This is a genomic window from Lactobacillus sp. WILCCON 0059, assembly GCF_057197985.1.
Window position 1 is genome coordinate 2,104,643 of sequence record NZ_JBUBHN010000001.1, and the last position, 23,763, is coordinate 2,128,405.

Below are 23,763 nucleotides of genomic sequence, written 5' to 3' on the forward strand. Positions count from 1 at the left end.
TCGCATCTCTATACTCTTTATCATCCAGAGCATCCCGAATTCAAAAACATATCCATTAATATTCAAGTGAACACTAATGAACATATTCTTGTCCTCTAGCTTCAGCTAGAGGATTTTTTTAGGCTTTTTCACAGGGAAATGCCTTGTGCGCTCAGTTGTATGTACCTCCACTAAAGTTTCCCTTAGCTTCTGATACTTTTATCATACGCACAGTCAAAGAGTTCGCCATATTTTGCTTAACAAAGCCCGAAGACTCAGTCTCACAAAACGGGCAGGAATATATCCTAAGTTTCCCTAGTGCCGAGGCTCTAGGGCAGCGCCCAGTCCATGACTTGAAGCAGGGACGAACCCACGCTTGTGACGCTTTGATTGATAGACTATGCCATCACCAACTGTTTGTTTGCGTAACGGTCTTCAAGAATCAACTTAACATTCTTGTATGGCATATATTTCGTTATTTCTTTGTCATCCGCTCTTTGCAAAATATTTACCGCTGCTGCTGTATTTGCGTTCATTTCTCCACAGTTTGGGCAGACGGCTGTTTCATGATGTGCACCTTTTCTTTCACTGAAATGCGCACCACATCTTGGACAGAACTGAGACGTATATGCTGGATTAACGTCAATGGTTTGAATTCCCAGACTGCCACATAAATACCCGATACGTTTATCAAGTCTTCCTTTAGTCCATGACGATAACTTTCGTCTCACTTTTGCTTCATAGCGGTTTGACGTTTTAGGCAACTTTTCCTTAGCAAAAGTCAGATCTTCCTTGACAAGAACATCTGGATCTTCTGCCACAAGCATCTGTCTAATGCTTGTGTTTATCACCCGCTCCATATTGCGTTGCTTTCTTTCGTGTTGGCGGTGGTAGAGCTTGTTGCCAAGATGGTGTTCTTCAAGACGAGCAATTTGGCGCTCAAGACTTTCAATGCGGTGTTTGATACGTTTCTTTGTCTTAGCTGAATAATCCTTGGCTAACTTTTCTTGCAAAGCAGACTTTTCTTCTCTTAATTCCTTAGCTGACTGTATGTACTCATTACGATTTGTATTGCGGTTATCGATCCGCTCAACTTCAGCACCTACCAGCTTGCTGAAATCTGCTCCATATTCTTGATCACTGCTGCATGAGATGAGAGTTGCCAATCCCTTGTCCATACCCAGTTTCTTCCGTGGCTTGCGGATCTCATGAGCAACAGCTTTAATAGCACGATGAACTTCCAGCCGCTTCTTGTCTCGATCAAGAATGAGCTGGATGTCGCCACGTTTCTTCTTGTTGGCATAGCAGTATGGCCCTGTCAGCTTAAACTGCTTTTTCTTTCTGCATTTTGCCGTCATGATTTCTAGGTAGCTTGAGCCGTCTTTTTCAACAACTCTCCACATCATTTCGTCACAGAGCATGCATCGTGCAGCGGTTGAATGAGGGTAGGGCTTATGTTTTCTGGTGAGTCGTCTGATATATCCAAAGCAGTGACGAAGCTGCTCCTCGGATAAAGCGGCTCTTAGTGCAGGATACTGGCTCATTTCTTCATTTGGCTGTGCTTCATTCTCACGTCTCTGCAGAATGAGTTGCCAGTAATATGGAGAAGTGAAGATATAATTGAGATACTGGCGCTCAGCATTAGACAATGCATCGTTAGCTTGAACCATCCTTTTCAGTTTCAAGCCAAGATTTGACCACATGGAGTTGAGATTCATGCACACGTCTTTAACCGCTTCTGTTACATGCCGGCCTTGAATTCCAAATTGCTCGCTCAGAAGCTTTTGCTTTGAGAGTCTGACGGTTCTTGAATCGGGAGATTTCAATCCTTGAGCTTTGTTCTCCTTGTAGGCCTTTTTCCAGTCTTTGACCGCTTTGCGGGCTTTCTTGATTTCACCGTCATGCTCGCGGATTTTATCTCGAGGGCCATACCAGTTAGCAACATCTATCATGTGGTTGATACCGCACAACTGTGAATAAAGGAAGTCTTTGCACTTGCCGTAAGCAGTGAACAGCTCATCCAATTCTTTTAGTTCGTCACCATTTAACTTTACGGTGTAGGCTCTAACTGTCTTAGTTTGAGTTCTTCTCACTTTTCTGGTCATTTTAGGAAACGACTTTCTTTTTACGATCTTATGTTCGCGTCTAGCCGTATTATACCACAGAAGATCGTCCAAATACATTGATAACATGACCTAGAATATAAAAGACTACAAATAAGCATTAGTAGTCTTTAATTGCTATTTTTGACTATATATTTTTACAGCTGTTGACTTCCCATCAACCGAACCTTTTTCTACCCCCTTCCACCTAGTACAAACAACCACTGATTGCCGCAAATATCCTTGATCGCACATTAGCAGTCCGGCATTTGTAACCCTGCCACTTGAATCGACAAGCCCCATCGATTCAAGATCTTTTGTCATGTCAAAGTCATCACCGGTCATCTTTTTAAAGGTCGCCGCTAAGAGCGTAAAACTGACGTCAGACAATTTATAAGAGCTTGGTAAAGCGTCATAGGTCCTGTTTTGTCCTCTTAAAATCAAAGCATTAAGCTCTACATCCGAAGCTTTCTCAGATCTGTCGCCTCTTCTGACAAAGGCTTGCCGGCTTTGGCTATTTACGTAGCGGTAAGGATAATCCGGACCCGCCTCTACTTTAAGATCTATGCAAACCACCCCCTTTGGCAAACCTCCAATTTGTGTAAGCGTGAATAACGGATTAGGCGATACCATAGAGACAATTTTTTCTGAGATCTTTGACGAAGCCTCTTGCGGGTTTTCCAGTCCCACAAATTTATGATCATCAGTCACGCCAAAAACAATATGTCCACCATCCGTATTGGCAAAAGCAACGACCGTCTTCAGCCAGCTTTTAGCTTTGACAAGCTCTACTTTTTCTTTAAAATCGAGACGACTTGCCTCGACTTCTTCTATGTTCTGAATGTCTGTGTAATCCATAGTCCCTATCCTCCTACCATCTGCCCCCATTCTATTCCTGCCAAGCCAGATTTTCTTGGAACATGTATTCGGTAGAGGATTCCCGTCACTACAGCATTCTTACACAGCAAACTATTTGTAAACCAGCCACCGCTAGCGCCTTTCTAGGAGAAGTTCTTGCCACAAAAATTTTTGGCCGATTTTTGGGCAAACGAAAACCCCCTTGGAAATTGAGAGCATATTCCAAGAGGGCGTTTATATCTTTTTGCAGCACCACGCTTGACACATGGTGTGCACGGCGCTATCTACCTTATTACCTATAATATCATATTTTGCTTGTTTAGTCCTACGCCGCGCTCTATTTGCTGCCACTTGGATGATTACCATGAGTATGCAAAAAAGCACCGGATTTCACATCCAGTGCTTTAAAAAATTGCTTAGTCTAAGGAAGCCTTTTGCTAAAAAACGCTACTTTCTTTTAAGAGATCGATTACTTCAATCACGGTTGCCGACGGCCTCTTGCTGTACACGATGCCGAAAGGCACGGTACAATTCCAAGCCACCTTCTTTGCCTTCAAGAAGGGATGCGCGGTTTGCCAGTCCTCCGCGGAACAAAGCAGCCAGTCATTAGAAACGCATTGATTCAGTACGTTCATGTCAAAGCCGGAAATCTCCTGCAGGTCAATTTTCGGATTCTGCTTTAAGAAGTCCCTGGCCTGGTCAAAGCACTGGAATTTCCCCTTGGCTGGCAGAGCAATCTTCTGGTTATCCAAATCTCTTAAAGTAAGCTCATCCTTTTTAGCCAGGGGGTTATTGACAGGGACTGACAGTCTTAACGGGGTGATGTCCAGCCGCAAAGCCTGGATATCGTACTCGCTTAAGAGCTTCTCATCATAAACTGAAGAAACCAAGTCAAAGTCTTTACCGATTCCCGCCAAAAATTCATTAAAGTTGCCCAAGGAGCAGGAACAGGGGATGAACTGAAACCGAAGCTGGGGAAGTCTTTTCCCAACTTCAACCCACAAATTGGTGGTCGCTGTTCCTGTCGCGAGCGGTCCAGCACCGATCTTGATCGACATCTTCTTTCCCGTCGCGTTTCTGGCACGGTCGATCGACTGGTCGTAAGCCGATAACAGCCTGACGGCATCCTTATAGAACGATTTGCCTGCTTCCGTCAACGTAACACCATTATGATTACGGTCAAACAACTTTATTTTTATAGAATCTTCCAAATGGTTAACTTGCTTAATGACTGCCGGGGCTGAAAGATACAATTCATTGGCTGCCTTATTAAAGCTTTGGTTGTCAGCCACCGCAATAAATGTTTTCAGTTGATCGTTCATTTTTTGCTACCTACTTGCAACTTCTGGTTATTAGCTACTAACATTTTAATACTTCTGTCTGATAAGGGAAAAAATTAAGATTTATGTGTAGAGAAAAAATTGAACACAGAGTATAGGAGACAAAACAATGACAAAAAGCAAATTTAACCCCGGCACTTACACTGGCAAGGGCAAAGGTATTGGCGACCTAAGCGTCTCACTAACCGTCAACGAAAGCGAGATAACCAAGGCAAGCCTTGACTTGAAAAACGAAAGCAGAAACGTGGGCCAAAGCGCTGATGAAGAACTCGCTAAGCAGATCATCGACAAGCAATCCGCTGATATCGACGGTGTAACCGGCGCCAGCCTGACCACCAAAGGCGTTAAAGCAGCAGTGAAAGATGCCTTGAGACAAGCCGAAGGCAAGGCAAAGTCAACCAGCCTCGCCTTAACTGAAGGCAGCTATATCGGCTATGGATCCGGGCACGGCGGGCAATTAGCCGTTAAGCTTGACGTTTTTGACCACCGCATCGGCGATCTCAAAATTATCTCCAGCCATGAAACGCCAAATGTTGGCGATGAGGCCGTAAAGCTGATTCCCAAGGAAATCGTCAGCCAGCAGACCTTGAACGTTGACGCGGTTTCCGGCGCTACCCTCACTTCAAAGGCAATTATTTCCGCCAGCGAGGATGCAGTGGAAAAAGCCGGCGGTAACTTAGCTGCCTGGACCAGCAAGGCCTACCACCGTCCACTGACCATCAACCATGAAGATTTAACCGCCGACGTCGTTATTGCCGGAGCCGGCTTAAGTGGCTTAATGACTGGTGCCTTCGCTGCCACTAAGGGTCTGGACGTCGTTGTCGTGGCCAAAGGCGAGCAAGTTGGCGGCTCTTCAAGATACGCGGGAGCCGTTTACGCCTTAGCAAACTCCAAGCTCGCTAAAAAGCAAGGCATTGACAACAGTATCGATAGCATCATGACTTATGTTGACAACGTTAACGCCGATGCCCAAAAGGCGCACGACAGAGAGTTCATGAAGAAGCTGATGACTGAATCCGGCAAGACTTTTGACCAACTGGTCAGCATGACCAATACCAAGGGAACATTCATTGGTCAAGGGCCGATCGTTTACGGCAATTTCGCCAACGGGGCCAGAGTCGATGAACTTCTCAGTGACATCATCAAAAAGCATGGTGGCAAGATCATCCTCAACAGCCGGGTTACCCAAATTTTGACAGATGGCGACAAGGCAACCGGCATCAAGGTCGAAAGCAAAGACGGCTCTGACTTTACGATTACTGCTGGCTCCGTCGTTATGGCTACTGGCGGCGCGTCATATGCTCCAGACCTGCTTAAAAAGAACACGCCTGCGGTAGCCAGCGTGCATGTCTTCAACCAGGCCAGCCGGGAAAACACTGCTGACGGCTACCAGCTGCTTCAAGAAATCGGGGCCGCCTTCTCCGACAACGATGTTTACAAAAATGGTAATCTTGACTTCAACCCGCAATTATACATTACCTGGAACAACGTTCCCGACTATTCAACCGGCATGATCATTGACAGTCAGGCCAAGCGCTTTACCAATGAAGCACCTTATGACAGCTTGAAAGTCACCTCAAGAATGTACCGCCACGGCAGTGACAGATACTATTTGCTTTACGATGACGAAAACCTGCCGGAAATTCTGCGCCAGGGAATCCATAAGCTGGATGAAAATGCCAAGCTTTACGTAACGGCTGCTTCTGTTGCTGAATTGGCTGAAAAGCTGAGCCTGGACGAAAAGCAGCTTGAGCGGACCTTTGCCAGCTACAAGCAGGCTGCCGCAGATGGCAATGATGAATTCGGCAAGCCGCAATCCAAGATCAGACCCTTGAATGAAAAGCAGCTCTACGCCTTCTACGTAATGCCTGGTTCCTGGGGCACGATCGGCGGGGTGAAGATCAACCATGATACCTTTGCAGTAAAGAAAGCAGATGGTTCTGACTTCCGCGACCTCTACGCGGTAGGTGAAATGTCAACCAGTGACTTGTTCACCGAATACTACATGGGTGGCTTCTCCTATGCCTGCTACTCCACTGAAGGCCGACTTTTAGCAGAAGAATTATACGAAAAACTTTAAGCAGCTTGAATTAGTGCTGAATGATTGCTTAGCTGAGCAGTCATTCGGCACTTTTTTTCTAGCAAAAAAGCACCGGACAATCGTCCAGTGCTTGCAAAAATTGCTTAGTCAAAGAAGCCGTCAGCCTTCAAGGCTTCCAAGTAGCGGTGCACGGCGTCTGGCCAAGTTGGCAGCGGCTTGAAGCCGTTCTTTTCCAGCTTGCTCTTGTCCAAACGTGAGTTGAACGGCCGTACAGCCTTGGAGAGGCCGTATTCTTCCGTGGTAACCGGGGTTACCTTGGTCTTGTAGCCAGCCTGGCGGTAGATTTCCTTGGTGAAATCGTACCAGCTGATATAACCGGTCTTGGTGCCGTTTTCATCATAGCCGCTGGCAGTTTCCGGCAATTCCGCGTTGGTTGCGTGGTAGTAGCCATACTTGTCGGTTTCGATCATGTCGACCAAAAGACGGGCCAAGTCCAAAGTGTAAGTTGGCGTACCGATTTGGTCGCTGACCACCTTGACTTCATCATGAGTCTTACCCACATTAAGCATGGTCTTGATGAAGTTCTTCCCGTTCAAGCCGAAGACCCAGGCGATGCGGACAATGAAGTACTTGTCCAAAGTTTCAGATACGGCAAGTTCCCCGCCCAGCTTGGTTTCCCCGTAAACGTTCATTGGCTTGTAGCCCTTGAAATCCGGGTCCCATGGCGTAGTGCCCTGGCCATCGAAAACGTAGTCAGTGGAGATGTAAACCATTGGCACGTCTAATTCCTTGGCTACGTTGGCGATGTTTTGGGTACCTTCAGTGTTAACCTTGCGGACAGCTTCAACCTTGTCGTCATCTTCAGCCAGATCAACCGCAGTCCAGGCAGCGCAGTGAACGATCACGTCCGGATTTACTTCCTTGATGGCCTTCTTTACGCCTTCTGCATCAGTAATGTCCAGGGAAACGTAAGGTGCAGTAGTAACAGCTGAGCCGTCAGCGATCCCGCTGTATTCTGGAACCAAGTCGCTGCCTACGCCTTCGTAGCCGCGCTTAGCCAATTCGTTCATCACGTCGTGGCCCAGTTGACCGTTGACGCCAGTTACGAAAACCTTCATGCTTTTTCCTCCCAATTAAAACTTGAAAGTGTCCTTAAGCCCTTGCCACTTTTGGTCCTTGTCGGACAAAGTCAGCTTAGTGCCGTCTTCCAAAGCGTAGCCGCTGGCGTCAGCTGAGCCTGGGTATTCGCCAACAACTTGTGGCCATTCAATCCCGATTTCAGGGTCGTTCCAAGCCATGCCGCCTTCATCGTTTGGGTGCCAGAAGTCGTTAACCTTGTAGCAGAATTCAGCTACATCGCTCAAAACCAGGAAGCCGTGGGCAAAACCTTCTGGAATCAAGAATTGCTTCTTGTTTTCAGCGGTCAGTTCAACCCCGTACCACTTGCCGTAGGTCTTGGAGTCGCTGCGCAGGTCAACGGCCACGTCAAAAACGTCACCGCGAACAGCGCGAACCAGCTTGCATTGTGGGAAGTGCTTTTGGAAGTGGAGGCCGCGCAAAACGCCCTTAGTTGATGAAGATTGGTTGTCTTGGACAAAGTTAATGTCAAAGCCAGCTTCCTTCATATCATTTTCGTTGTAGGTTTCCATGAAGTAGCCGCGGTCGTCCCCGTGAACTGCTGGCGTAATGACTGCCAAGCCTTCGATGCCGCCGACGTTCTTTTCAACTTTAATTTGACCCATTTTGATATCTTCTTTCTTTTTTTAAAAAATCCAAAAATTAGTACTTGAGCTTGCCTTCAGCAACAGCCTTTAAGTGCTTGCCGTAAGGGCTCTTGCCATAATGCTTGGCTGCTTCTAAAAGCTTTTCATTATCGATCCAGCCGTGCACGTAGGCAATTTCTTCAGGGGCGGAGATGCTTACGCCGGTCCGCTCTTCCACCATCTTGACAAAGTTGGAAGCATCAACCAGGCTCTGCATGGTCCCGGTGTCCAGCCAAGCGTAGCCCCGGCCCAGCAGCTGGACGTCAAGGGTGCCGGCGTTCAGGTACATTTCGTTTAAAGTGGTGATTTCCACTTCACCCCGGGCACTTGGCTTAACCTGGGCAGCTTTTTCACTCACGCCAGCTGGATAGAAGTAAAGGCCCGTAACGGCGTAATTGCTCTTTGGATGTTCTGGTTTTTCTTCGATGGAAATGGCCTTGCCGTTTTCGTCAAAGTCGACCACGCCGAAGCGTTCTGGATCGTTGACATAGTAGCCAAAGACGGTTGCCTTGCCAGCTTCGGCATCTTGGGCAGCTTTTTCCAAAAGGTCAGTAAAGCCGTTGCCGTAAAAAATGTTGTCGCCCAAAACCATGGCACATGGCTCACCGTTGATGAAATCCTCGCCCAAAGTAAAGGCTTGAGCCAGGCCGTCTGGACTTGGCTGAACCTTGTAAGAGAGCTTGACGCCGAATTGTGACCCGTCGCCCAAAAGTTCCTTAAAGCGCGGAGTGTCAGCTGGCGTGGAGATGACCAAGATGTCCTTGATCCCGGCCAGCATCAAAGTTGACAACGGGTAGTAGATCATTGGCTTGTCGTAAACAGGCAAAAGCTGCTTACTGGTAACCAGGGTTAATGGATACAGACGAGTGCCTGAACCACCTGCTAAGATAATTCCCTTCATTTTTCTAATTCCTTAGTCCTTGTCTAAAACTTCTTTTTTACCATACATTTCTTGGTAGTAGTTTTGGTAGTCGCCGGAAATGATGTTTTCCCACCATTCCTTGTTGTCCAGGTACCATTGGATGGTCTTCTTGATACCGTCCTTGAACATGGTTTCTGGTAGCCAGCCCAGTTCTTCGTGAATCTTGGTTGGGTCGATGGCATAGCGTTGGTCGTGGCCCTTACGATCAGTAACGTGTTCGATCAAGGAGTATGGCTTGCCCAAGTAATCGCAGATCAGCTTAACGATGTCGATGTTGTGCATTTCGTTGTGACCACCGATGTTGTAGACTTCACCAACCGTCCCCTTTTCCAAAATAAGGTCGATGGCCTTGCAGTGGTCTTCAACGTAAAGCCAGTCGCGGACGTTTTGGCCTTCGCCGTAAACTGGCAAAGGCTTGTCGTCCAGGGCTCTTTGGATCATCAATGGGATCAGCTTTTCCGGGAATTGGTAAGGGCCGTAGTTGTTTGAGCAACGGGAAATAGTTACAGGCAGGCCGTAGGTTCTGCCGTAAGCCCCAACCAAAAGGTCAGCGCTGGCCTTTGATGATGAGTATGGGCTGGAAGTGTGCAGCGGAGTGTCTTCGTGGAAGAAGAGGTCTGGCCGGTCCAGCGGCAGGTCGCCGTAAACTTCGTCAGTTGATACTTGGTGGTAACGCTTGATCCCGTACTTGCGGCAGGCGTCCATCAAGACAGAAGTACCGATGATGTTGGTTTGCAGGAAGATTTCCGGGTTTTCGATTGACCGGTCAACGTGGCTTTCTGCGGCGAAGTTAACGACAACGTCCGGGTGTTCTTCTTCAAAAAGCTTGTAGACGCCTTCGCGGTCGCAGATGTCCAGCTTGACGAAGCGGAAGTTTGGCTTGTCCATGACATCCTTCAGGGTTGACAGGTTGCCCGCGTAAGTCAGCTTGTCCAGGCAGATGATCTTGTAGTCTGGGTGCTTCTTCATCATGTAGAAGACAAAGTTGGAACCGATAAAGCCGGCACCGCCGGTAACGATAATTTTCATGAAATGAACCTCCAAGTTCAAACTAAGCAATTTTTTCTCTTAACTGACTCAAAGTATAAAACATGACGTTACGTAAGCTTCAATAGGCAAAAATAAAATAACTGCCGTTTTTTAAAAACTGGCAGTTATTTGCGGCAGATAAATGCTCCGGCGTCTTTAGTGATGTGGAAGCCTCCAGCGACCTCGTCTTCAACAAATTGCTTGAATTCCTGGTAGCGGTCCAAGAGAAGGGCATTTTGGTTGCCGTGGCAGGACAAGATATAAGAAATAACGGGTTCTGCTTCACCCAATTCGATGGCATCCTCATAGCGCTGGCAGGTCACATGGTCAAAAAACGGGGCCAGGATGGCGCCGCCGTTGTCTAAGCCAAAGCGGTCGTAGAGGTTGACTGAAGACAAGACGATTTGGGAGTTGAACTCCTGGACCAGGTCAGTGATTTCGTGCATGTGGCGCTTGCTGTAAGTTGACGCGCAGAAGCGGCCCCCTTTTTTCAAAACCCGGCGGACTTCTTTAAGGACCTGGGGGATGTCGTCGCAGTAAAAAAGCATGTGGTTGGCGACAACCAGGTCAAACTCTTCGTCGGCAAAGGGCAAGTGGGCAGCATCACAACGGTCATAGGAAAAGCGGCTGTCTTCGCCGATTTCCTTTTTGGCATCGGCCAGCATCCCTTCTGAAATGTCGGTCAAAATAACCTGGCAGTCCTCTGGCAGGCGGTCGTGGCTGGTAGCCCAGAGTTCACCATTCCCGCAGCCGATCTCTAAGATTTTTAAACCAGGAGTCAAGTCCAGCTGGCGGAAAAGCCAGGGGAACCAGCCCTCCTTGTTCATGGAGTAATCCCGGTGCAGGCGGATCCGGGCAGAGATGTTGGTGGCGTTCTGGTACTGGGTCTTGAGGCTCTGGGTCATGGTTGACCGGTGGAGCAGTTCCAACATCCGGCTCCAGTCAACGGGCTTGCCAGCTTCCAAGGTTTGGGTGGTTGAGTCGATGGCGGCTTCAACGGCGGTCATTTCTTCAATCCGCTCTTCCACCAGGCGCCGCTGAATTTGGAGAGAATCCAGGAGGCGGCGCCGGTCGCTGGCTCCCAGGGTCAAGCCGCGAATTTCCCCTAAGGAAAAGCCCAGGTATTTTAACAAGAGGATCTGCTGGAGCTTGGCGAAGTCAGCGTCGCTGTAGCGTCTGGCCCCGCCCTTGCTTCTGGCTGAAGGCTTGAGGAGGTTCTGCTGGTCATAGTAGCGGATCGTTCTGACGGACACGTGGGCCCGCTTGGCAAATTCACCGGATGTGTAGTAGTCGGTCATGGCGGCTCCTTTCTGCCTTAGATTATAACCGATTTTTTCCAAGCAAAAATACCCTTGAGCTCGCGCCGGAGTTCAAGGGTAAATTTTTGGCTTAAAAATTCTACTTTAACAATGCCTGCAGGCCGCTAGCTAAAAGACCACCGGCGATTGGCCCTAAGACAGGAACCCAGGCGTAAGCCCAGTTAGCCCCGCCCTTGTTTGGCACTGGCAAAATCGCGTAAGCCAGACGAGGTGAGAAGTCCCGGGCCGGGTTCAAGGCAAAGCCAGTCGTTGAACCCAAAGCCTGGCCAACAACCATGATTAAGAAACCAACAATTAATGGCTTCAAGCCTTGGGTGAAGTTGCCCAGGTTGAGCAAGGTGAAGATGAAGACAAAAGTCGCGATCGTTTCACTCAAGAAGTTGAAAACAGGATTGTTGATGGCTGGGCCAGTCGCGAAAATCCCCACGCTGTTGCCTTCGTCAGCCTTGGTCGCCTTGAAGTGCGGGTAGTAGTGCAGGATTACCAGAGCTGCCCCGACAAAGGCGCCCAGGAATTGCCCCAGCAAGTACGGCATAACTTGGCTCCATGGTAAGAAGCCAAAGGCCGCGAAGCCAATAGTTACCGCTGGGTTGAGGTGACCTTGTGAGCCAAATTGGCCAGCCACGTAAACGCCGAAGGTTACCGCCATCCCCCAGGCCAGGGTGACGAACAGCCAGCCCTGCCCCTTAGCGTAAGCCTTATTCAAGCTGATCCCGGCCCCGCAGCCGACACCCAGCACGATCAAAATCATCGTTCCTAAGAACTCTCCTAAAAATCCATTCATTTGTACTTTTCCTTTTCTAGTTCAGTCTAATATCCACATTATATTGTAAGCGCTACCGTTTCACAAGTTTCTTTGTCTAATTTGTACAAAAACTCCTCCTTTCTTACTCCCGTCTACTTCCGCGCTTAAACTCCAGTAAGACCCGGTTGCCAAGCAGATATAAAATCACAAAGTAACCGGGGATGGCCCAGAGGGCAGCCCAAAAGACTGTCGCTCCTGGCCCTAGGCCCTTAGCTAAAGCAGCTTGGCAAACCAAGTAAACATAGAGGCAGCCGAGCAGGCTGCTGGCCAGCTTTTTTCCGCTGGGCAAGAGGCGGGCCGACTTTTTCGCCAAAAAGTAACAAGCCAGGCAAGTCACCAGGTCGGCAAGCAAGGTTGCTAAAGCCGCCCCTGCCTCCTTAAAGGCCGGGATCAGCAGGAAGTTCAAGCAAATATTGACTACAGAAGCGATACTGATTGCAAGCAAAGCCGCCTTCTCCTGCCGGGCCGGAACTAAAACCGCCGCCATATAAAACCAGGACAAAAGAGAGAAGACCAAGGCCAGGCCCAGAAGTTTCATGGCCCCCGCGGCCGGCGCGAAATCTAAGTCCGCGGTTAAAATGACAACCTCCTCGCCTAAGGCAAACAAGGCGCAAGCAGCCGGCAAGGCCAGCGTCACTAGCAAATCCGCGATCTGCCGGGCCAATTTTTGAAAAAGGCCTCCGCCCTTTTGCCCATATAAGCAAGCCAAACGCGGCACGGTAACAACGATGACGGCACCTAACAATTGCTTAAGCAGGGCCGTGACTTTGCTGGCCACCGAGTAAAGGCCCACATAATAGTCGCTGGTCATCACTCCCAGCTGGGTTACATCCGCGCTTACATAAAGCAGGTTGACCAGAGCGTTGGCGAATAAGACGAAGATGGGCAGGAGGTGCTTTTGCCAAGAAAAACGCCAGGTCAAAGACCAGCTGCAGTACCTACGCAATCTGATAAAGCTGACCAAGTTGGCCCCGGCGCTGGCAATGACCGTAGTCCAAGCATATAGCAAAAGGTCGCTCTCGTCCTTGACATATGTCAAGAGCAAAAACAAAGACAAGATTTGAAAGCAGATATTGCGCAAGGCCAGGTAGCCATATTCCTCGTGAACCGCATAGAGCCACTCGCAGCCCAGGGTGGTAAAAATAATGCTAGTACTCAAGGTCCAAATCAGCGGTCCATATTCCCTTAGCTTGCTGGAAAAAAGCAGACAGGCCGCCAGACCCAAGTAAGCCAGTAAGGTCGAGGCCAGGTTGATGACCAGGACTTCCGAAGCAAAGCGGGACAGCTCTTCCGGGTCATCCCGCTTTTTTGCCCCTTCCCTAACCCCATAGGCGTAGATTCCCAGGCCCGCCACTAGCGCCGCCCAGCTGACAACCGTAGCCGCGAAGTCATATTGACCCAGTTGGTCAACCCGCAAGATCCTGGCCAAATAGGGGTAAGTCACCAGGGCGCAAACTAGGCGGGTCCCCGTCTGCAGGCCGCTGGCCAGGGCATTGCGGGACAGCGATTTCTCAACTTTTTCCATCTGTCACCTTCTTTCTATTCTCTCTATTCTCTTTTCCTCTATCTTTCTTGTTGTTTTTGCAAAAAATCACTGGTCAAGCCCAAAGCTATTGCCAGAAAGACTCCCGAGGCGCTGGTAAAAATCGGGTTGCCCGCCGAACTGATCAGGAAAAAGGCAATGAGGCCCAGAGCCCCGGCCCGCGGCTGACCCGGCGGAGCTTTTTTCAAACAATAGCCCAGCTGGACAACTAGCCAGTACACATATAGGAAGGCCCCAAAAAGGCCGAATTGGGCCAAAAGCATGGGCCAGAAGTTGTCGTTCATGGCAAAGCCCGTTTCCTGGGCCAAAGCGTAGTCGTGGTGGAAGCCAAAGCGGACATAAAGGGGGGAGTAGTGCTTAAAGGCCTGGTCTGACCCGTAAGTCGCGAAGCCACTGCCTAAAGGAAAATAGTCCCGCAGGACGATCAGGGAATGCCTAAGCAATTTCGACCTGACCGTTTCGCTGAAGAAGTACTCCTTAACCTGGGGATAGCCCAGGCAAAAAGCCACAAAAGCCGCACTGACGCCTTTTTTCCAGCTTAGCCGGACCCCTTTTTTCTCAAAATGCAGGCCCAGAAGCAAAATCCCGCTGGATCCGATTCCCCCGGCCCGCAAGGTCATGACTACAGTTGCCAGGTACAAAAGGAGCCAGGCCTTGCTCTGCCTAAGTCCGCGCTCATTTTTCTTCTTTTCCCCAATTCCTTCCCCCAGCATAATCAGCACTAAGGAGACCAGCAGGACCTCATTTAAGGCCGCCGGGTTCTCATAGATGAACTTATAGGACCGGATCCCGTAGCGGAGGTCGTAGCTAAAGCCAACGTCAACCGCCAGATTGACGATGCCGCCGAGAAAAGCCAGCAGAATAAAGCATTTACTGGCCAAAAGCAGGTTGCGCACAAGCGTCCTTTTTTCCCAGGGGCGCAAGCAACAGCTGACATAAAAGAGGACCAGGGGCAGCTTGACCAATTTAAAGGCATCGACCAAGACTGGTGTCCCGCCAATTAGCCCCGACATCCCGTTTGAGATTAACCCCAGGCTTTCCACAAGGATCAGGGCAAAGCAAATTTTTAACAATAGTCCCTCTTTTTCCTGGCCCAGCCGCTTACTTATTAGTGCCCAGGCGATCCCGATCAGGCAAAAAACGGCCAAAATTTCATCCTGGCTGTCGGCCAAAGGCATTGGACAGACTTGATTCAAGCAGGCAAAACAGACCATCTGCCCGCTTAAGTAAAGGGTGACCAGGTTCTGCCGGCGCAGGCGGACTACCATACTAGCGCTTAAGGACGTACTTGTGGTAGCGCCGACTCCAGATGAAGGTCCAATAAGCCAGCTTCACCCGGGCTTCCCCAATTAGATTAAAGCCGTTATAGCGCTTGATCTCCCCCATGGTCACGTTAAAACCCGGTTCTTTAGCGTAGAAGCCATCCTTGCCGATAAAGTAGGAATCGCTTTGGTAAAAATTCTGCCGCATCCGCCTTTTGGGAAAATGCAGGTAGGCCAGCTCTTCATAGTTCATTTTCCCGCCAGCGTAGTAGGCCCGGTAGACCCGGCCTTTTTCATAAAAGAAGACCTGGCGGGCACTGTTCAGCTTTTTCTTCTCCCGCCCCCGCAAGTATGACGTCGTCCGCCTCATCTGCTCACGCCAGGAATAGATATCAGCGAAGTCCCGCTTTAAACAGCACTTGGCGCCCAGTCTGGCAAACTTTTTCTGGATTCCTTCCACCTCGTCAAAGACGCAGGGCAGGTCCGTCTGGAAAACCTGCCGAAAGTTCTGACCCCCCTTGGCCACGAAGCGGAGGTTGTTGGTCAAAGTATTGCGAAAGACCGTCAGATGGCCATGCTGGTAGACCTTGTCGTATTTTTCCAGTAATTTCTCCGGCAAAAATTTCTCCAAGTCCCCCATGACCTGGTCCAAATCGCAGTGGCCCCAATAGCGGTAGTCCTTGAGCCAGTCGGACAGGAGCCAGCCAAAGGCCGGCCGGTAGTCACAGATTTTGTAAGGCGCATGCAGCCGGATCTGAAAGCCCAGCTTCTTTTGAAACTTTGCCCGTAAATCCGCCAAAGTCAGGTACTTGATCTTGAGATTGGCCGGGGGATTCTTGACCAGCTGGTCGGTGGCCAAAATAAAGTCAGTCGCCGGATTCTCCTTAACTGATCTGAAGAATAAATCCGCGTAGGCCGGGAAAGGACCGAAGTAGCAGATCACTAACGCCAGTTTCTTCTCTTTAGCCATTTTTGCCTCCTTTCGCCACGACTTGGGCAAAATAAGTCCCCTTTTGCAAAAACATCCCCGGCGGGAACTTGTAAGACAGCTTGTGGATACTAGTTTGCTCCTTAATCGCCTGCCAAAAATCCGGCTCATACTGGTCAAATAAGCGCTGGCCTAACAGGTGGGGGGCCCCGCTGTCCACAGGGATTACCTCCGCAAATTCTTCCGGGCAGGCCTCAGCCGCCAGCTGGAAAAAGATGTGGAAAATGTAATAGTCAAGCAACTTGTCATGCCTTCTCCAGTAAGCATAGAGCAGGTCCCGGGTGATCAAAAGCAGCCTGTTTCTTTTCGGGGCAACCAAGAGCCAGTTGGACATGGGGATGGCTTGCCCGTCCCTGCCCGGCTTGACGATCTGGTAGGCAAAGAGGCGGTTTTTAAACAGAAAATCCGGCAAATCCCCGCTGTAAAAAACGGTCGCGTCCGTCCAGATGCCCCCGTAATTGATCAAGAGCTCCAGCCGGATCAAATCGGCTAAATGCGCGCCATCTATAATTCCGCGCTTAATTTTCGCCTGGATTTCCCGCGGAAAAGTCACATAGTCCTGGTAGTTGTCTTCCGTAATCAAGGTCAGCTTCCCTTTTCCCGCGTAAGCCGCCAAAGCTGATTTATAGCAGTTTCTGACGACTTGCGGGGCCGTGGCCAAGCCTTGCAGCCAGCAGAACCAGACATAGGGCTGGTCATTTTCAGATTTACTTTTATCCTTCTCTTTTTCCCCAGCATCTTTGTGCAGCTTAACCAAATGGTCAAGCTCCTTCCGGTACCGCCTGGCCAGCTTCTCCTTGACCCGGTACTGGGCGCTGAGGCGGAGGATCTCCAGGGCCTTTTCTTTCGTTCCAAGCAGAAGCAGCTGCCCTGCCGCCAGGGGCAGGTTGCCGGCCGCGGCGTACTGGCGGACCAGGTCCCAGCCTCCTTGCTGTTTAATGAGCTTGCGCAGGTCGCGTGTTTTCATTGGTCATCTCCTTCGCGTGAAATTTTGTAAGCAATAAATTAGCACACAAGTGCAGGATTGTACAAGACCATTTCCCGTTCTTCCGGATTCCGTGCTTATTTTTTACTGACTTTGTGAAAAAATCCCCCGCCTTTTTGCGGCTGTCGCCTAATAGGAAAAAATCTTCTTTTCAGAAATTTCCAGCAACTTTTTGCACGAGGAGGAAAGAATTTCTTAAGTTTTCCAGACTTGACGGGCCATATTTTGGCCTGCTAAATTATTTGACTACAAAGCAAAAAACGAATTTTGAAGGAGACAGACATGCGAAAACTCACAATTAGCGAGATACAAGCGGTCGAACTGGACAATCTCCAGATAATTGACCGGATTTGCCAAGAGCAGGACCTGACCTACTACCTGGCCTACGGGACCCTCTTAGGCGCCATCCGCCACCAGGACTTTATCCCCTGGGACGATGACACCGACATCTGGATGCCCCGGCGGGATTACGAGGCCTTCATCGCTTACTGCGAAAAAGACCTTCCTGCTCCCTACCGGATCGCGACCCGGGAAAACAGCCCGGGCTATCCCTATGGCCTGGCCCGCTTTAGCAACCAGGACTACGAGTTCGTTTCCACCAAGCCCGCCGAGCAGTTTTCTGCCGGCATCTTCACCGACATCTACCCCTTGGACGAAAACGGCTCTTCCTACCCGGTGGCCCGCCAGCTCTACCGCCGCTGCAAGCTGGTCAACATGGCCTACTACGCCTACGCGGCGACCTGGCCGCAGAACTTTTTGACCAAAAGTGCCCACCAAATTTACAAAAAGGCGGTTGACCGGATCTGGGGTGAAGGCTTTGCCCAGGCCGTTGATGAAAAAATCCAGCGGATCATTTTTGCCAAAACGAAAGAGGGCCGGCAGAAGGTCGGCGTCCCCGCCTGGCCGGATGGCGGGGTCCACATGCTGGAGAAAAAACACTTCGGGGAGGGCAAGTACGCCCCTTTTGCCGGATCCAGCTTCCGCGTTCCGGCTGATCCTGCTCCCATCTTGCGGGAATACTACGGGGACTATGAAAAATTGCCCCCGGCTAAGGACCGCTATCCCCACCACGACTACAAGATCTATCCCAAATAGTCTTTTAACCATAAGCAGAATTTTTAGTGCGATTAAAAGATGTCATTTTATCTTATCCATCAGCCATGCTAAGCTGTTAGGACAAGATATATCACGAGTTTTTTAGAAAAAGAAGGTGACCACATGTCCTACTTAAGTCAGCAGGCAGTCACGGCGCTTGCCGTCTTTTTCCAAGCTGACCCTGATGAACTGAATTTCGTGCCTTTACACAAGGGCATGACCAACCACTCCTTCCGCCTGGATTATGGCGGAAAAAGCTACCACTTCCGCCAGCCCAGGCCTGGCCGGCAAATTATCGACCGGACCCGGGAAGCCGCGGTCTACCAGGCCATCGCCCCCTACAATTTCTGCGACTCCCCCCTGTACCTGGACCCGGAAACCGGCTATAAGCTCAGCCCCTTTTTACCCCAGGCCCGGCCCTGTAACCCGAAAAAAGAAGCTGACCTAGTCCGCTGGACGCAAAAAGTCAAGCGCCTGCACCAGGCCAAGATCGCAGTTCCACATAGCTTCGACCTTTTTGCCCAGATCAAGCATTATGAACAAATTAGGGGGCCGCGCCCCTCCCTTTTCCCAGACTACCGGGAAATTAAAAGGCAAATTTTTAGCTTAAAACCCTACTTAGACACAGTGCCAAAGGAAAGCTGCCTGACCCACCTGGATCCGGTGGCCGATAACTGCCTTTTTTACCAAGAAGGCGGACAAAGCAAGCTGCAATTAACCGACTGGGAGTACGCGGGGATGCAGGACCCGCACGTGGACCTGGCCATGTTTGCCATCTACGCCGGCTATGAAAGAGCGGAACTTGATCACTTGCTAGATTTGTATTTTGGCCAAAAGTGCCCGGAAAATATCAAGAGCAAGATCTACTGCTATATGGCCATCTGCGGCCTGCTCTGGTCCAACTGGTGCGAGGCCTTCCAGCCTAAGCAGGCCCTGGCTCCTTACGGCCGGCGGCAGTACCGCTATGCCAAGGAGTATGCGGCAATAGCTTTAAAAAGAAAGGGGGTGGCCTGATGACGCGCGCCGACAACGCGGTAATCTTGGCCGGCGGGACCGGGGCCCGTTTTGCTCCCCTGTCTTATGAAAAGCCCAAGGGGCTGATCGAGGTCAAAGGGGAAGTCCTGCTTGAGCGGCAAATCCGCCAGCTGCAAGCGGCCGGAGTTAACGACATCTACATCGTTACCGGCTACAAGAAGGAGCAGCTTTTTTACTTAAAGGGCAAGTACGGAGTGAAATTAATCGACAATCCTGCCTATGCCCGGCAAAACAGCGCGGCCAGTCTCTGGCTGGCCCGGGGCGTGATCAGAAACAGCTTCATCTGCTCAGCAGACAACTACTTTTTAGCCAATCCCTTTCGGCTGGGCCTGGAAAAAGCTGGCAGCTACTATGCCGGTCAGTACAGCCAAGGAGAAACTGATGAATGGGGCATCGCGACTGACCGGGAGGGCTATATTGACCGCGTGACCAAGTCAGCGAAAAATTCCTGGTACATGCTGGGCCATGCCTTTTGGCGGGAAGACTTTTCCCGGTGCTTTTTTCAAATCATGGAGAAAAAGGTGGACGCGGCCAGCGGCAAGTATTGGGAGGAAATTTTTGCCGAAAACTTAGACCTGCTCAAGATGCGGCTGGCCAGGTTCCCGGCCGGCTATATCAAGGAATTCGACAGCCTGGAAGACTTGCGCCAGTTCGACAAGTCCTACCAAGAGGATTCCCGGTCCTATATCTTGAAAAAATGCGCCAAAATTCTAGCTACCAAAGAAAGCGAATTAGACCGGATCAAGCCCATCAAGGGCCGGGGCAACGAGGCGATTGGCTTTCACTTCCGCCATGACGGGCGCCTGTATTGCTACCTCTACCAGCTGGGCCGGGTCATCCGCTGCCAGCGGCTGGGGCATCCCTATTAAATAGGAAGGAAGGCGATCATGTTAGCGGGAATTTTAGCTGGCATTACTTGGGCCATCGAAACCCTGCTCTTAGGCGGGGCGGTAGCTCTGCCGGTTTTCAGCCGGGATTTAGAGGCCGCCTTTTTAGCCCCTTTCGTCTGCGCCTTTTTCCATGACAGCCTCTCTTGCTTCTGGCTGTGGGGGCAGAGATTAGCGTCCGGGGAAAGGTCTGCCTGGAAGAATTGGCAGAAAGGAGCCGGCTGGATTGTGTTAGCCGCGGCGGTTGGCGGCCCGGTCGGGATGACGGGCTATGTTTTAGCGGTCAAATTCATGGGGCCAGCTTTAGGGGCCGTAGCCTGCGCCCTTTTTCCAGCGGTTGGAGCCCTCCTGGCCCAGCTGCTATTGGGAGAAAGGCTCCCCCTCTCCCGCTGGGTCTGCCTTTTGGCGAGTTTAGCCGGAGTATATGGCTTGACTACTAGCGGGCAAGTGACTGAAGACAATATAGTCTTGGGCCTGGCCAGCGCTATTATGTGCGCCGGCGGCTGGGGCTTGGAGGCAGTGATTTTGGCCAAGTGCTTTAAGGGCGGGATCAAGACCGGGCAGGCCTTGCAGATTAGGCAGACTACGGCAGCCGTAATTTCGGGGATGCTGTTGCTTACGGCCTTACAGGCAGGAGACTTTGTGGGCGAGCTAATGGCCAAGGGGCCGGGGAAGCTGGGCCTGCTGCTCTTAGGCGCCAGCGCTATGGCTACGGCCTCTTACTTCTGTTACTACAGGGCTATTAAGCAAGTTGGGCCAAGCAAGGCGATGGCTTTGAACGTGACCTACGCGGCCTGGGCCTTTCTCTTTACGGTTCTGGCGGGCGGCCGGGATTTGGTCAACTGGCAGACTATCTTTTTCGCCGGCCTGGTCTTTGCCGGCAGCATCTTGACGGCGGCGGACTGGCGGGCATTGTTTAAGCGAGGTGATGACTGATGGAAAAAATCGACTACCGGAAAGTAAAGGGGCGGCTGGTCTACCGGACGGCCAGCCGCTTGCTGGATTTGGGCTTGAGCAGCTTAGGCCTTGCCCTCTTCTCTCCCCTGCTTTTATATTTGGCGGTAAAGATCAAATTAGAAGACGGCGGGCCGGTTTTATATTCGCAAACCCGCCTGGGTCAAGACGGGCAGGCTTTTAAAATCTGGAAGTTCCGCTCCATGATCGAGGGGGCGGACCAACTGAAAAAAGATTTACTGGAGAAAAATGAGATTGCGGGTGCCATGTTTAAGATCAAAGACGACCCAAGAGTGACCAAAATCGGGAAGATGATGCGGCGGCATAGCTTGGATGAACTGCCGCAGCTGGTCAATGTGCTTAAAGGCGAGATGGCCTTGATCGGTCCCCGGCCGCCACTGCCGGAAGAGGCCAGGCAGTACAGCGCATATGACTGGCAAAGGCTCTTGGTCAAGCCGGGATGCTCGGGCCTGTGGCAGGTGGAGTGCCGGAACGAGGGTGATTTTGACCAGATGGTGCAATTAGATATCAAGTACATCAACCAGCGGTCTCTGTGGCTGGATTTGCGGTTGATTTTTAAAACCCTTGGCCTGCTCTTTAAGCCAACGGGGATGTGAGGAGGGATTTTTCTGAAAGAGAGACATGTATTTATTATCGGTTCTAAGGGCCTGGGCTCTTATGGCGGCTATGAGACCTTCGTCAAGCAGCTCCTCAACCAGCACGCGGATCATGAAAAGATCCAGTACCATGTGGCCTGCAAGGAAAACGGGGATGGCGCCATGGAAGGCAGCCGCATCCGCTTTAAGTACCGGGGCGCGAATTGCTATAAGATCCGGGTACCGGAAAAGCTGGGTCCGGCGCAGGCGATCTATTATGACCTGGCGGCCTTAGACTATGGGATCGATTATTGCAAGCAGCATGAGATTGAGGGGCCGATTTTTTACATCCTAGCCTGCCGGATCGGGCCTTTTATAAAGAAGTACGTGAAGCAGATCCACCGCTTAGGCGGGCAGGTCTTCATCAACCCGGACGGGCATGAATGGCGGCGGGGCAAGTGGCCCTGGCTAATTCGCAGGTACTGGCAAGTGTCGGAAAGATTGATGGTGAAAAACTGCGACCAGGTGATCTGTGACTCGATTGAAATTGAGCGCTATATTTTGAGAACTTACGGCAAGTACCGGCCAGAGACCGCCTTTATCGCTTACGGCAGTCAGCTGGCGGCTAGTCCCTTAGGCGATAGCAACCAGATTTTTAAGAACTGGCTGAAGGAGAAAAAATTGCGCGCCCGGCAGTACCACTTGATTGTGGGCAGGTTCGTGCCGGAGAATAATTTTGAGACGATGATCAAGGAATTTATGGCCAGCAAGAGCCGGAAAGATTTGGCCATTATCACCACGGCTAACGAGCGTTTTTTGGCAAAACTAGAAGAGAAATTGCACTTCAAGCAAGACCCGCGGATCAAGTTCGTGGGCACGGTTTACGACCAGGATTTGCTTAGAAAAATCCGGGAAAATGCCTACGCCTACCTGCACGGGCACTCAGTTGGCGGAACCAATCCGTCCCTTCTGGAGAGCCTTAGCAGCACCAAGCTAAACCTGCTCTATGACGTTGGCTTCAACCAGGAAGTTGCCAGAAAAGCTGGTCTTTACTGGAATAAGGAGCCGGGAAGTTTGCGGCGGTTAATCGAGAAGGTTGAAGGCTTCAGCCAGCAGGCGGTTGAAGACTTTGGCCAGGCGGCCCGGGGGCGGGTCGCGCATGCCTACAGCTGGCCCACGATTGCCGAGGAATACGAGGAATTGTGGCTGAAATGAAGAAGGCCCGCATCCATGATTGGGTGCGGGTCTTTGGGTATAAAAAAAGAGCGCCTATTAAGCGCTCCAACCGGTTCGGTACAAGTAATCAGCTGGTACCATTTCTTGCACATCAGATGTGAACTCCGGTTCATTATCTTAGTACCCACATTATACTATTTAAATGTGCTACAATCAAGATGCACGTCGAGATCGTCAATCTCAAAATTATGATGTGTGGACGGGGGTGTTTCCCCTATGAACCTTTGGTTCATTATCTTAATCGTGGTACCTCCGAAGTACCTGAAAAAACTGCTTAAGCACTTGTTTAGGTAGCAACCCGGCCTCCGCTCGCGGGGGCTTTTTATTTTGGCCCACTTGCGTACTCAAGTTTCATATTATAGCACACAAAAAGACCCCCCTTGAAACAGAGAGAGCACGTTTCAAGGGGGGCGCGGAAAGAACATTTATTTCTCACTAGTGTGATTAGAGAGTGTAAAATGCAAGGCACTATTAACCCGGTCAGCGATTACATCGTAGTCGAGCGGGTGATAGCTGAAGAGGTTGTCAATCATCGTATAGGTCAAGCCAATGCTGAAAAACGTCACGAAGTTGCTGGCCCTATGGTTGTCGGTCATGCCTTCTTCTTTGATGATCTTTCGTAGCAGCACTGCGATATGCTGCGAAATCTCACCAATCACGTCGATTTCTTTTTGACTTGAATACACGCTTTTGTAAAAATCCCTGTTCAGCTCAGCACTATAGAAGACTTGCGCAATAATTTCCTCCCAATCCAGCCTGTCGATGTTGCTTTCGACATCAGCTTTCATCATTGCCTGGATTGTATAACCGAGCAAATCGTATTTATCTTGGAAGTTATCGTAAAAAGTCTGCCTCCTAATACCGCTCTTCTTCATCAAGTGAACTACACTGACGTGGTTAAAGCCAGTTTCAGCAACTTGAGCCCTAAACACGAGTGCAATGCGCGACTTAAGATCTTAGGACATCGGATCACGCTTTCTTAAGGCTGATTGTCGCCAAAAACTGTTGTCTCATTTTTAAACCA

At 50.3% G+C, this 23,763-nt stretch carries 21 protein-coding genes; 7 read left to right on the forward strand and 14 right to left on the reverse strand.

All coding sequences use genetic code 11. The features are described 5' to 3' along the window. Positions 1 to 377: 377 nt before the first annotated feature. The 3 genes from ACYVUT_RS09885 to ACYVUT_RS09895 all read right to left on the reverse strand — a co-directional run bounded on the left by ACYVUT_RS09885 (position 378) and on the right by ACYVUT_RS09895 (position 4,261). The gene (locus ACYVUT_RS09885) at positions 378 to 2,084 is read right to left on the reverse strand and encodes an RNA-guided endonuclease TnpB family protein (protein ID WP_484499363.1); all 1,707 of its coding nucleotides are present in this window, start codon (positions 2,082 to 2,084) and stop codon (positions 378 to 380) included. A 135-nt stretch (positions 2,085 to 2,219) separates the two neighbouring features. Continuing rightward, a complete protein-coding gene (locus ACYVUT_RS09890; RefSeq protein WP_484498905.1) occupies positions 2,220 to 2,939 on the reverse strand; it encodes an AlbA family DNA-binding domain-containing protein in 720 nt (239 codons plus the stop codon). A gap of 437 nt (positions 2,940 to 3,376) precedes the next feature. Continuing rightward, entirely contained in the window at positions 3,377 to 4,261 is an 885-nt protein-coding gene (locus ACYVUT_RS09895) for a LysR family transcriptional regulator (protein ID WP_484498904.1), read from the reverse strand. A gap of 127 nt (positions 4,262 to 4,388) precedes the next feature. Here ACYVUT_RS09895 and ACYVUT_RS09900 point away from each other — a divergent pair, with 127 nt between their 5' ends. Further along, complete coding sequence (locus tag ACYVUT_RS09900; RefSeq protein ID WP_439775935.1) at positions 4,389 to 6,359, forward strand: FAD-dependent oxidoreductase; 1,971 nt, start codon at positions 4,389 to 4,391, stop codon at positions 6,357 to 6,359. Positions 6,360 to 6,463: 104 nt separating this feature from the next. Here the strand turns inward: ACYVUT_RS09900 and rfbD are convergent, their stop codons facing one another. The 10 genes from rfbD to ACYVUT_RS09950 all read right to left on the reverse strand — a co-directional run bounded on the left by rfbD (position 6,464) and on the right by ACYVUT_RS09950 (position 16,918). Then, the gene (gene rfbD, locus ACYVUT_RS09905) at positions 6,464 to 7,438 is read right to left on the reverse strand and encodes a dTDP-4-dehydrorhamnose reductase (protein ID WP_439775936.1); all 975 of its coding nucleotides are present in this window, start codon (positions 7,436 to 7,438) and stop codon (positions 6,464 to 6,466) included. 15 nt (positions 7,439 to 7,453) lie between these two features. After that, positions 7,454 to 8,062, reverse strand: a complete 609-nt coding sequence (gene rfbC / locus ACYVUT_RS09910) for a dTDP-4-dehydrorhamnose 3,5-epimerase (protein ID WP_439775937.1) — start codon at positions 8,060 to 8,062, stop codon at positions 7,454 to 7,456. A gap of 37 nt (positions 8,063 to 8,099) precedes the next feature. Continuing rightward, positions 8,100 to 8,984, reverse strand: coding sequence for a glucose-1-phosphate thymidylyltransferase RfbA (gene rfbA, locus ACYVUT_RS09915; RefSeq protein WP_484501971.1), 885 nt, complete (start codon positions 8,982 to 8,984; stop codon positions 8,100 to 8,102). A 12-nt stretch (positions 8,985 to 8,996) separates the two neighbouring features. Next, on the reverse strand, positions 8,997 to 10,034 hold the full coding sequence (gene rfbB, locus ACYVUT_RS09920) for a dTDP-glucose 4,6-dehydratase (protein ID WP_484500756.1): 1,038 nt from the start codon (positions 10,032 to 10,034) through the stop codon (positions 8,997 to 8,999). 125 nt (positions 10,035 to 10,159) lie between these two features. Further along, positions 10,160 to 11,332 (reverse strand): MerR family transcriptional regulator, encoded by a 1,173-nt coding sequence (locus ACYVUT_RS09925; protein WP_439777105.1) that lies wholly within the window; start codon positions 11,330 to 11,332, stop codon positions 10,160 to 10,162. Positions 11,333 to 11,432: 100 nt separating this feature from the next. After that, positions 11,433 to 12,137, reverse strand: a complete 705-nt coding sequence (locus tag ACYVUT_RS09930; RefSeq protein ID WP_484501972.1) for an MIP/aquaporin family protein — start codon at positions 12,135 to 12,137, stop codon at positions 11,433 to 11,435. Between the two features lie 103 nt (positions 12,138 to 12,240). Further along, complete coding sequence (locus ACYVUT_RS09935; RefSeq protein WP_484501973.1) at positions 12,241 to 13,683, reverse strand: oligosaccharide flippase family protein; 1,443 nt, start codon at positions 13,681 to 13,683, stop codon at positions 12,241 to 12,243. Positions 13,684 to 13,721: 38 nt separating this feature from the next. After that, positions 13,722 to 14,969, reverse strand: coding sequence for a polymerase (locus ACYVUT_RS09940; protein WP_439777103.1), 1,248 nt, complete (start codon positions 14,967 to 14,969; stop codon positions 13,722 to 13,724). 1 nt (position 14,970) lies between these two features. Then, entirely contained in the window at positions 14,971 to 15,933 is a 963-nt protein-coding gene (locus tag ACYVUT_RS09945; RefSeq protein ID WP_484500758.1) for a DUF6625 family protein, read from the reverse strand. Beyond that, on the reverse strand, positions 15,926 to 16,918 hold the full coding sequence (locus ACYVUT_RS09950; protein ID WP_484500759.1) for a capsular polysaccharide synthesis protein: 993 nt from the start codon (positions 16,916 to 16,918) through the stop codon (positions 15,926 to 15,928). The genes ACYVUT_RS09945 and ACYVUT_RS09950 overlap by 8 nt, the downstream gene beginning before the upstream one ends. Positions 16,919 to 17,218: 300 nt before the next feature. Here ACYVUT_RS09950 and ACYVUT_RS09955 point away from each other — a divergent pair, with 300 nt between their 5' ends. From ACYVUT_RS09955 to cps2T, 6 genes are all read left to right on the forward strand, one after another. Then, a complete protein-coding gene (locus ACYVUT_RS09955) occupies positions 17,219 to 18,031 on the forward strand; it encodes a LicD family protein (RefSeq protein ID WP_484501974.1) in 813 nt (270 codons plus the stop codon). A gap of 123 nt (positions 18,032 to 18,154) precedes the next feature. Next, a complete protein-coding gene (locus ACYVUT_RS09960; protein WP_484501975.1) occupies positions 18,155 to 19,045 on the forward strand; it encodes a phosphotransferase in 891 nt (296 codons plus the stop codon). Then, entirely contained in the window at positions 19,045 to 19,935 is an 891-nt protein-coding gene (locus tag ACYVUT_RS09965) for an NTP transferase domain-containing protein (RefSeq protein ID WP_484501976.1), read from the forward strand. The genes ACYVUT_RS09960 and ACYVUT_RS09965 overlap by 1 nt, the downstream gene beginning before the upstream one ends. Before the next feature lie 18 nt (positions 19,936 to 19,953). Beyond that, a complete protein-coding gene (locus ACYVUT_RS09970) occupies positions 19,954 to 20,889 on the forward strand; it encodes an EamA family transporter (protein ID WP_484501977.1) in 936 nt (311 codons plus the stop codon). After that, on the forward strand, positions 20,889 to 21,524 hold the full coding sequence (locus ACYVUT_RS09975) for a sugar transferase (RefSeq protein ID WP_439775953.1): 636 nt from the start codon (positions 20,889 to 20,891) through the stop codon (positions 21,522 to 21,524). The genes ACYVUT_RS09970 and ACYVUT_RS09975 overlap by 1 nt, the downstream gene beginning before the upstream one ends. 33 nt (positions 21,525 to 21,557) lie before the next feature. Then, positions 21,558 to 22,718 carry a beta 1-4 rhamnosyltransferase Cps2T gene (gene cps2T / locus ACYVUT_RS09980; protein WP_484502055.1) on the forward strand — a complete coding sequence of 387 codons (1,161 nt, stop codon included), beginning with the start codon at positions 21,558 to 21,560 and terminating at the stop codon, positions 22,716 to 22,718. A gap of 446 nt (positions 22,719 to 23,164) precedes the next feature. On the opposite strand, the gene ACYVUT_RS09985 is transcribed toward cps2T, so the two are convergent. Next, positions 23,165 to 23,614, reverse strand: coding sequence for a TetR/AcrR family transcriptional regulator C-terminal domain-containing protein (locus tag ACYVUT_RS09985; protein WP_484501978.1), 450 nt, complete (start codon positions 23,612 to 23,614; stop codon positions 23,165 to 23,167). Between the last annotated feature and the right edge of the window lie 149 nt (positions 23,615 to 23,763).

Bases quoted from the DNA above. Each gene is read 5' to 3' on its own strand.
- ACYVUT_RS09885 (WP_484499363.1), bottom strand. From the start codon at position 2,084: ATGACCAGAAAAGTGAGAAGAACTCAAACTAAGACAGTTAGAGCCTAC.
- ACYVUT_RS09890 (WP_484498905.1), bottom strand. From the start codon at position 2,939: ATGGATTACACAGACATTCAGAACATAGAAGAAGTCGAGGCAAGTCGT.
- ACYVUT_RS09895 (WP_484498904.1), bottom strand. From the start codon at position 4,261: ATGAACGATCAACTGAAAACATTTATTGCGGTGGCTGACAACCAAAGC.
- ACYVUT_RS09900 (WP_439775935.1), top strand. From the start codon at position 4,389: ATGACAAAAAGCAAATTTAACCCCGGCACTTACACTGGCAAGGGCAAA.
- rfbD (WP_439775936.1), bottom strand. From the start codon at position 7,438: ATGAAGGTTTTCGTAACTGGCGTCAACGGTCAACTGGGCCACGACGTG.
- rfbC (WP_439775937.1), bottom strand. From the start codon at position 8,062: ATGGGTCAAATTAAAGTTGAAAAGAACGTCGGCGGCATCGAAGGCTTG.
- rfbA (WP_484501971.1), bottom strand. From the start codon at position 8,984: ATGAAGGGAATTATCTTAGCAGGTGGTTCAGGCACTCGTCTGTATCCA.
- rfbB (WP_484500756.1), bottom strand. From the start codon at position 10,034: ATGAAAATTATCGTTACCGGCGGTGCCGGCTTTATCGGTTCCAACTTT.
- ACYVUT_RS09925 (WP_439777105.1), bottom strand. From the start codon at position 11,332: ATGACCGACTACTACACATCCGGTGAATTTGCCAAGCGGGCCCACGTG.
- ACYVUT_RS09930 (WP_484501972.1), bottom strand. From the start codon at position 12,137: ATGAATGGATTTTTAGGAGAGTTCTTAGGAACGATGATTTTGATCGTG.
- ACYVUT_RS09935 (WP_484501973.1), bottom strand. From the start codon at position 13,683: ATGGAAAAAGTTGAGAAATCGCTGTCCCGCAATGCCCTGGCCAGCGGC.
- ACYVUT_RS09940 (WP_439777103.1), bottom strand. From the start codon at position 14,969: ATGGTAGTCCGCCTGCGCCGGCAGAACCTGGTCACCCTTTACTTAAGC.
- ACYVUT_RS09945 (WP_484500758.1), bottom strand. From the start codon at position 15,933: ATGGCTAAAGAGAAGAAACTGGCGTTAGTGATCTGCTACTTCGGTCCT.
- ACYVUT_RS09950 (WP_484500759.1), bottom strand. From the start codon at position 16,918: ATGAAAACACGCGACCTGCGCAAGCTCATTAAACAGCAAGGAGGCTGG.
- ACYVUT_RS09955 (WP_484501974.1), top strand. From the start codon at position 17,219: ATGCGAAAACTCACAATTAGCGAGATACAAGCGGTCGAACTGGACAAT.
- ACYVUT_RS09960 (WP_484501975.1), top strand. From the start codon at position 18,155: ATGTCCTACTTAAGTCAGCAGGCAGTCACGGCGCTTGCCGTCTTTTTC.
- ACYVUT_RS09965 (WP_484501976.1), top strand. From the start codon at position 19,045: ATGACGCGCGCCGACAACGCGGTAATCTTGGCCGGCGGGACCGGGGCC.
- ACYVUT_RS09970 (WP_484501977.1), top strand. From the start codon at position 19,954: ATGTTAGCGGGAATTTTAGCTGGCATTACTTGGGCCATCGAAACCCTG.
- ACYVUT_RS09975 (WP_439775953.1), top strand. From the start codon at position 20,889: ATGGAAAAAATCGACTACCGGAAAGTAAAGGGGCGGCTGGTCTACCGG.
- ACYVUT_RS09985 (WP_484501978.1), bottom strand. From the start codon at position 23,614: ATGAAGAAGAGCGGTATTAGGAGGCAGACTTTTTACGATAACTTCCAA.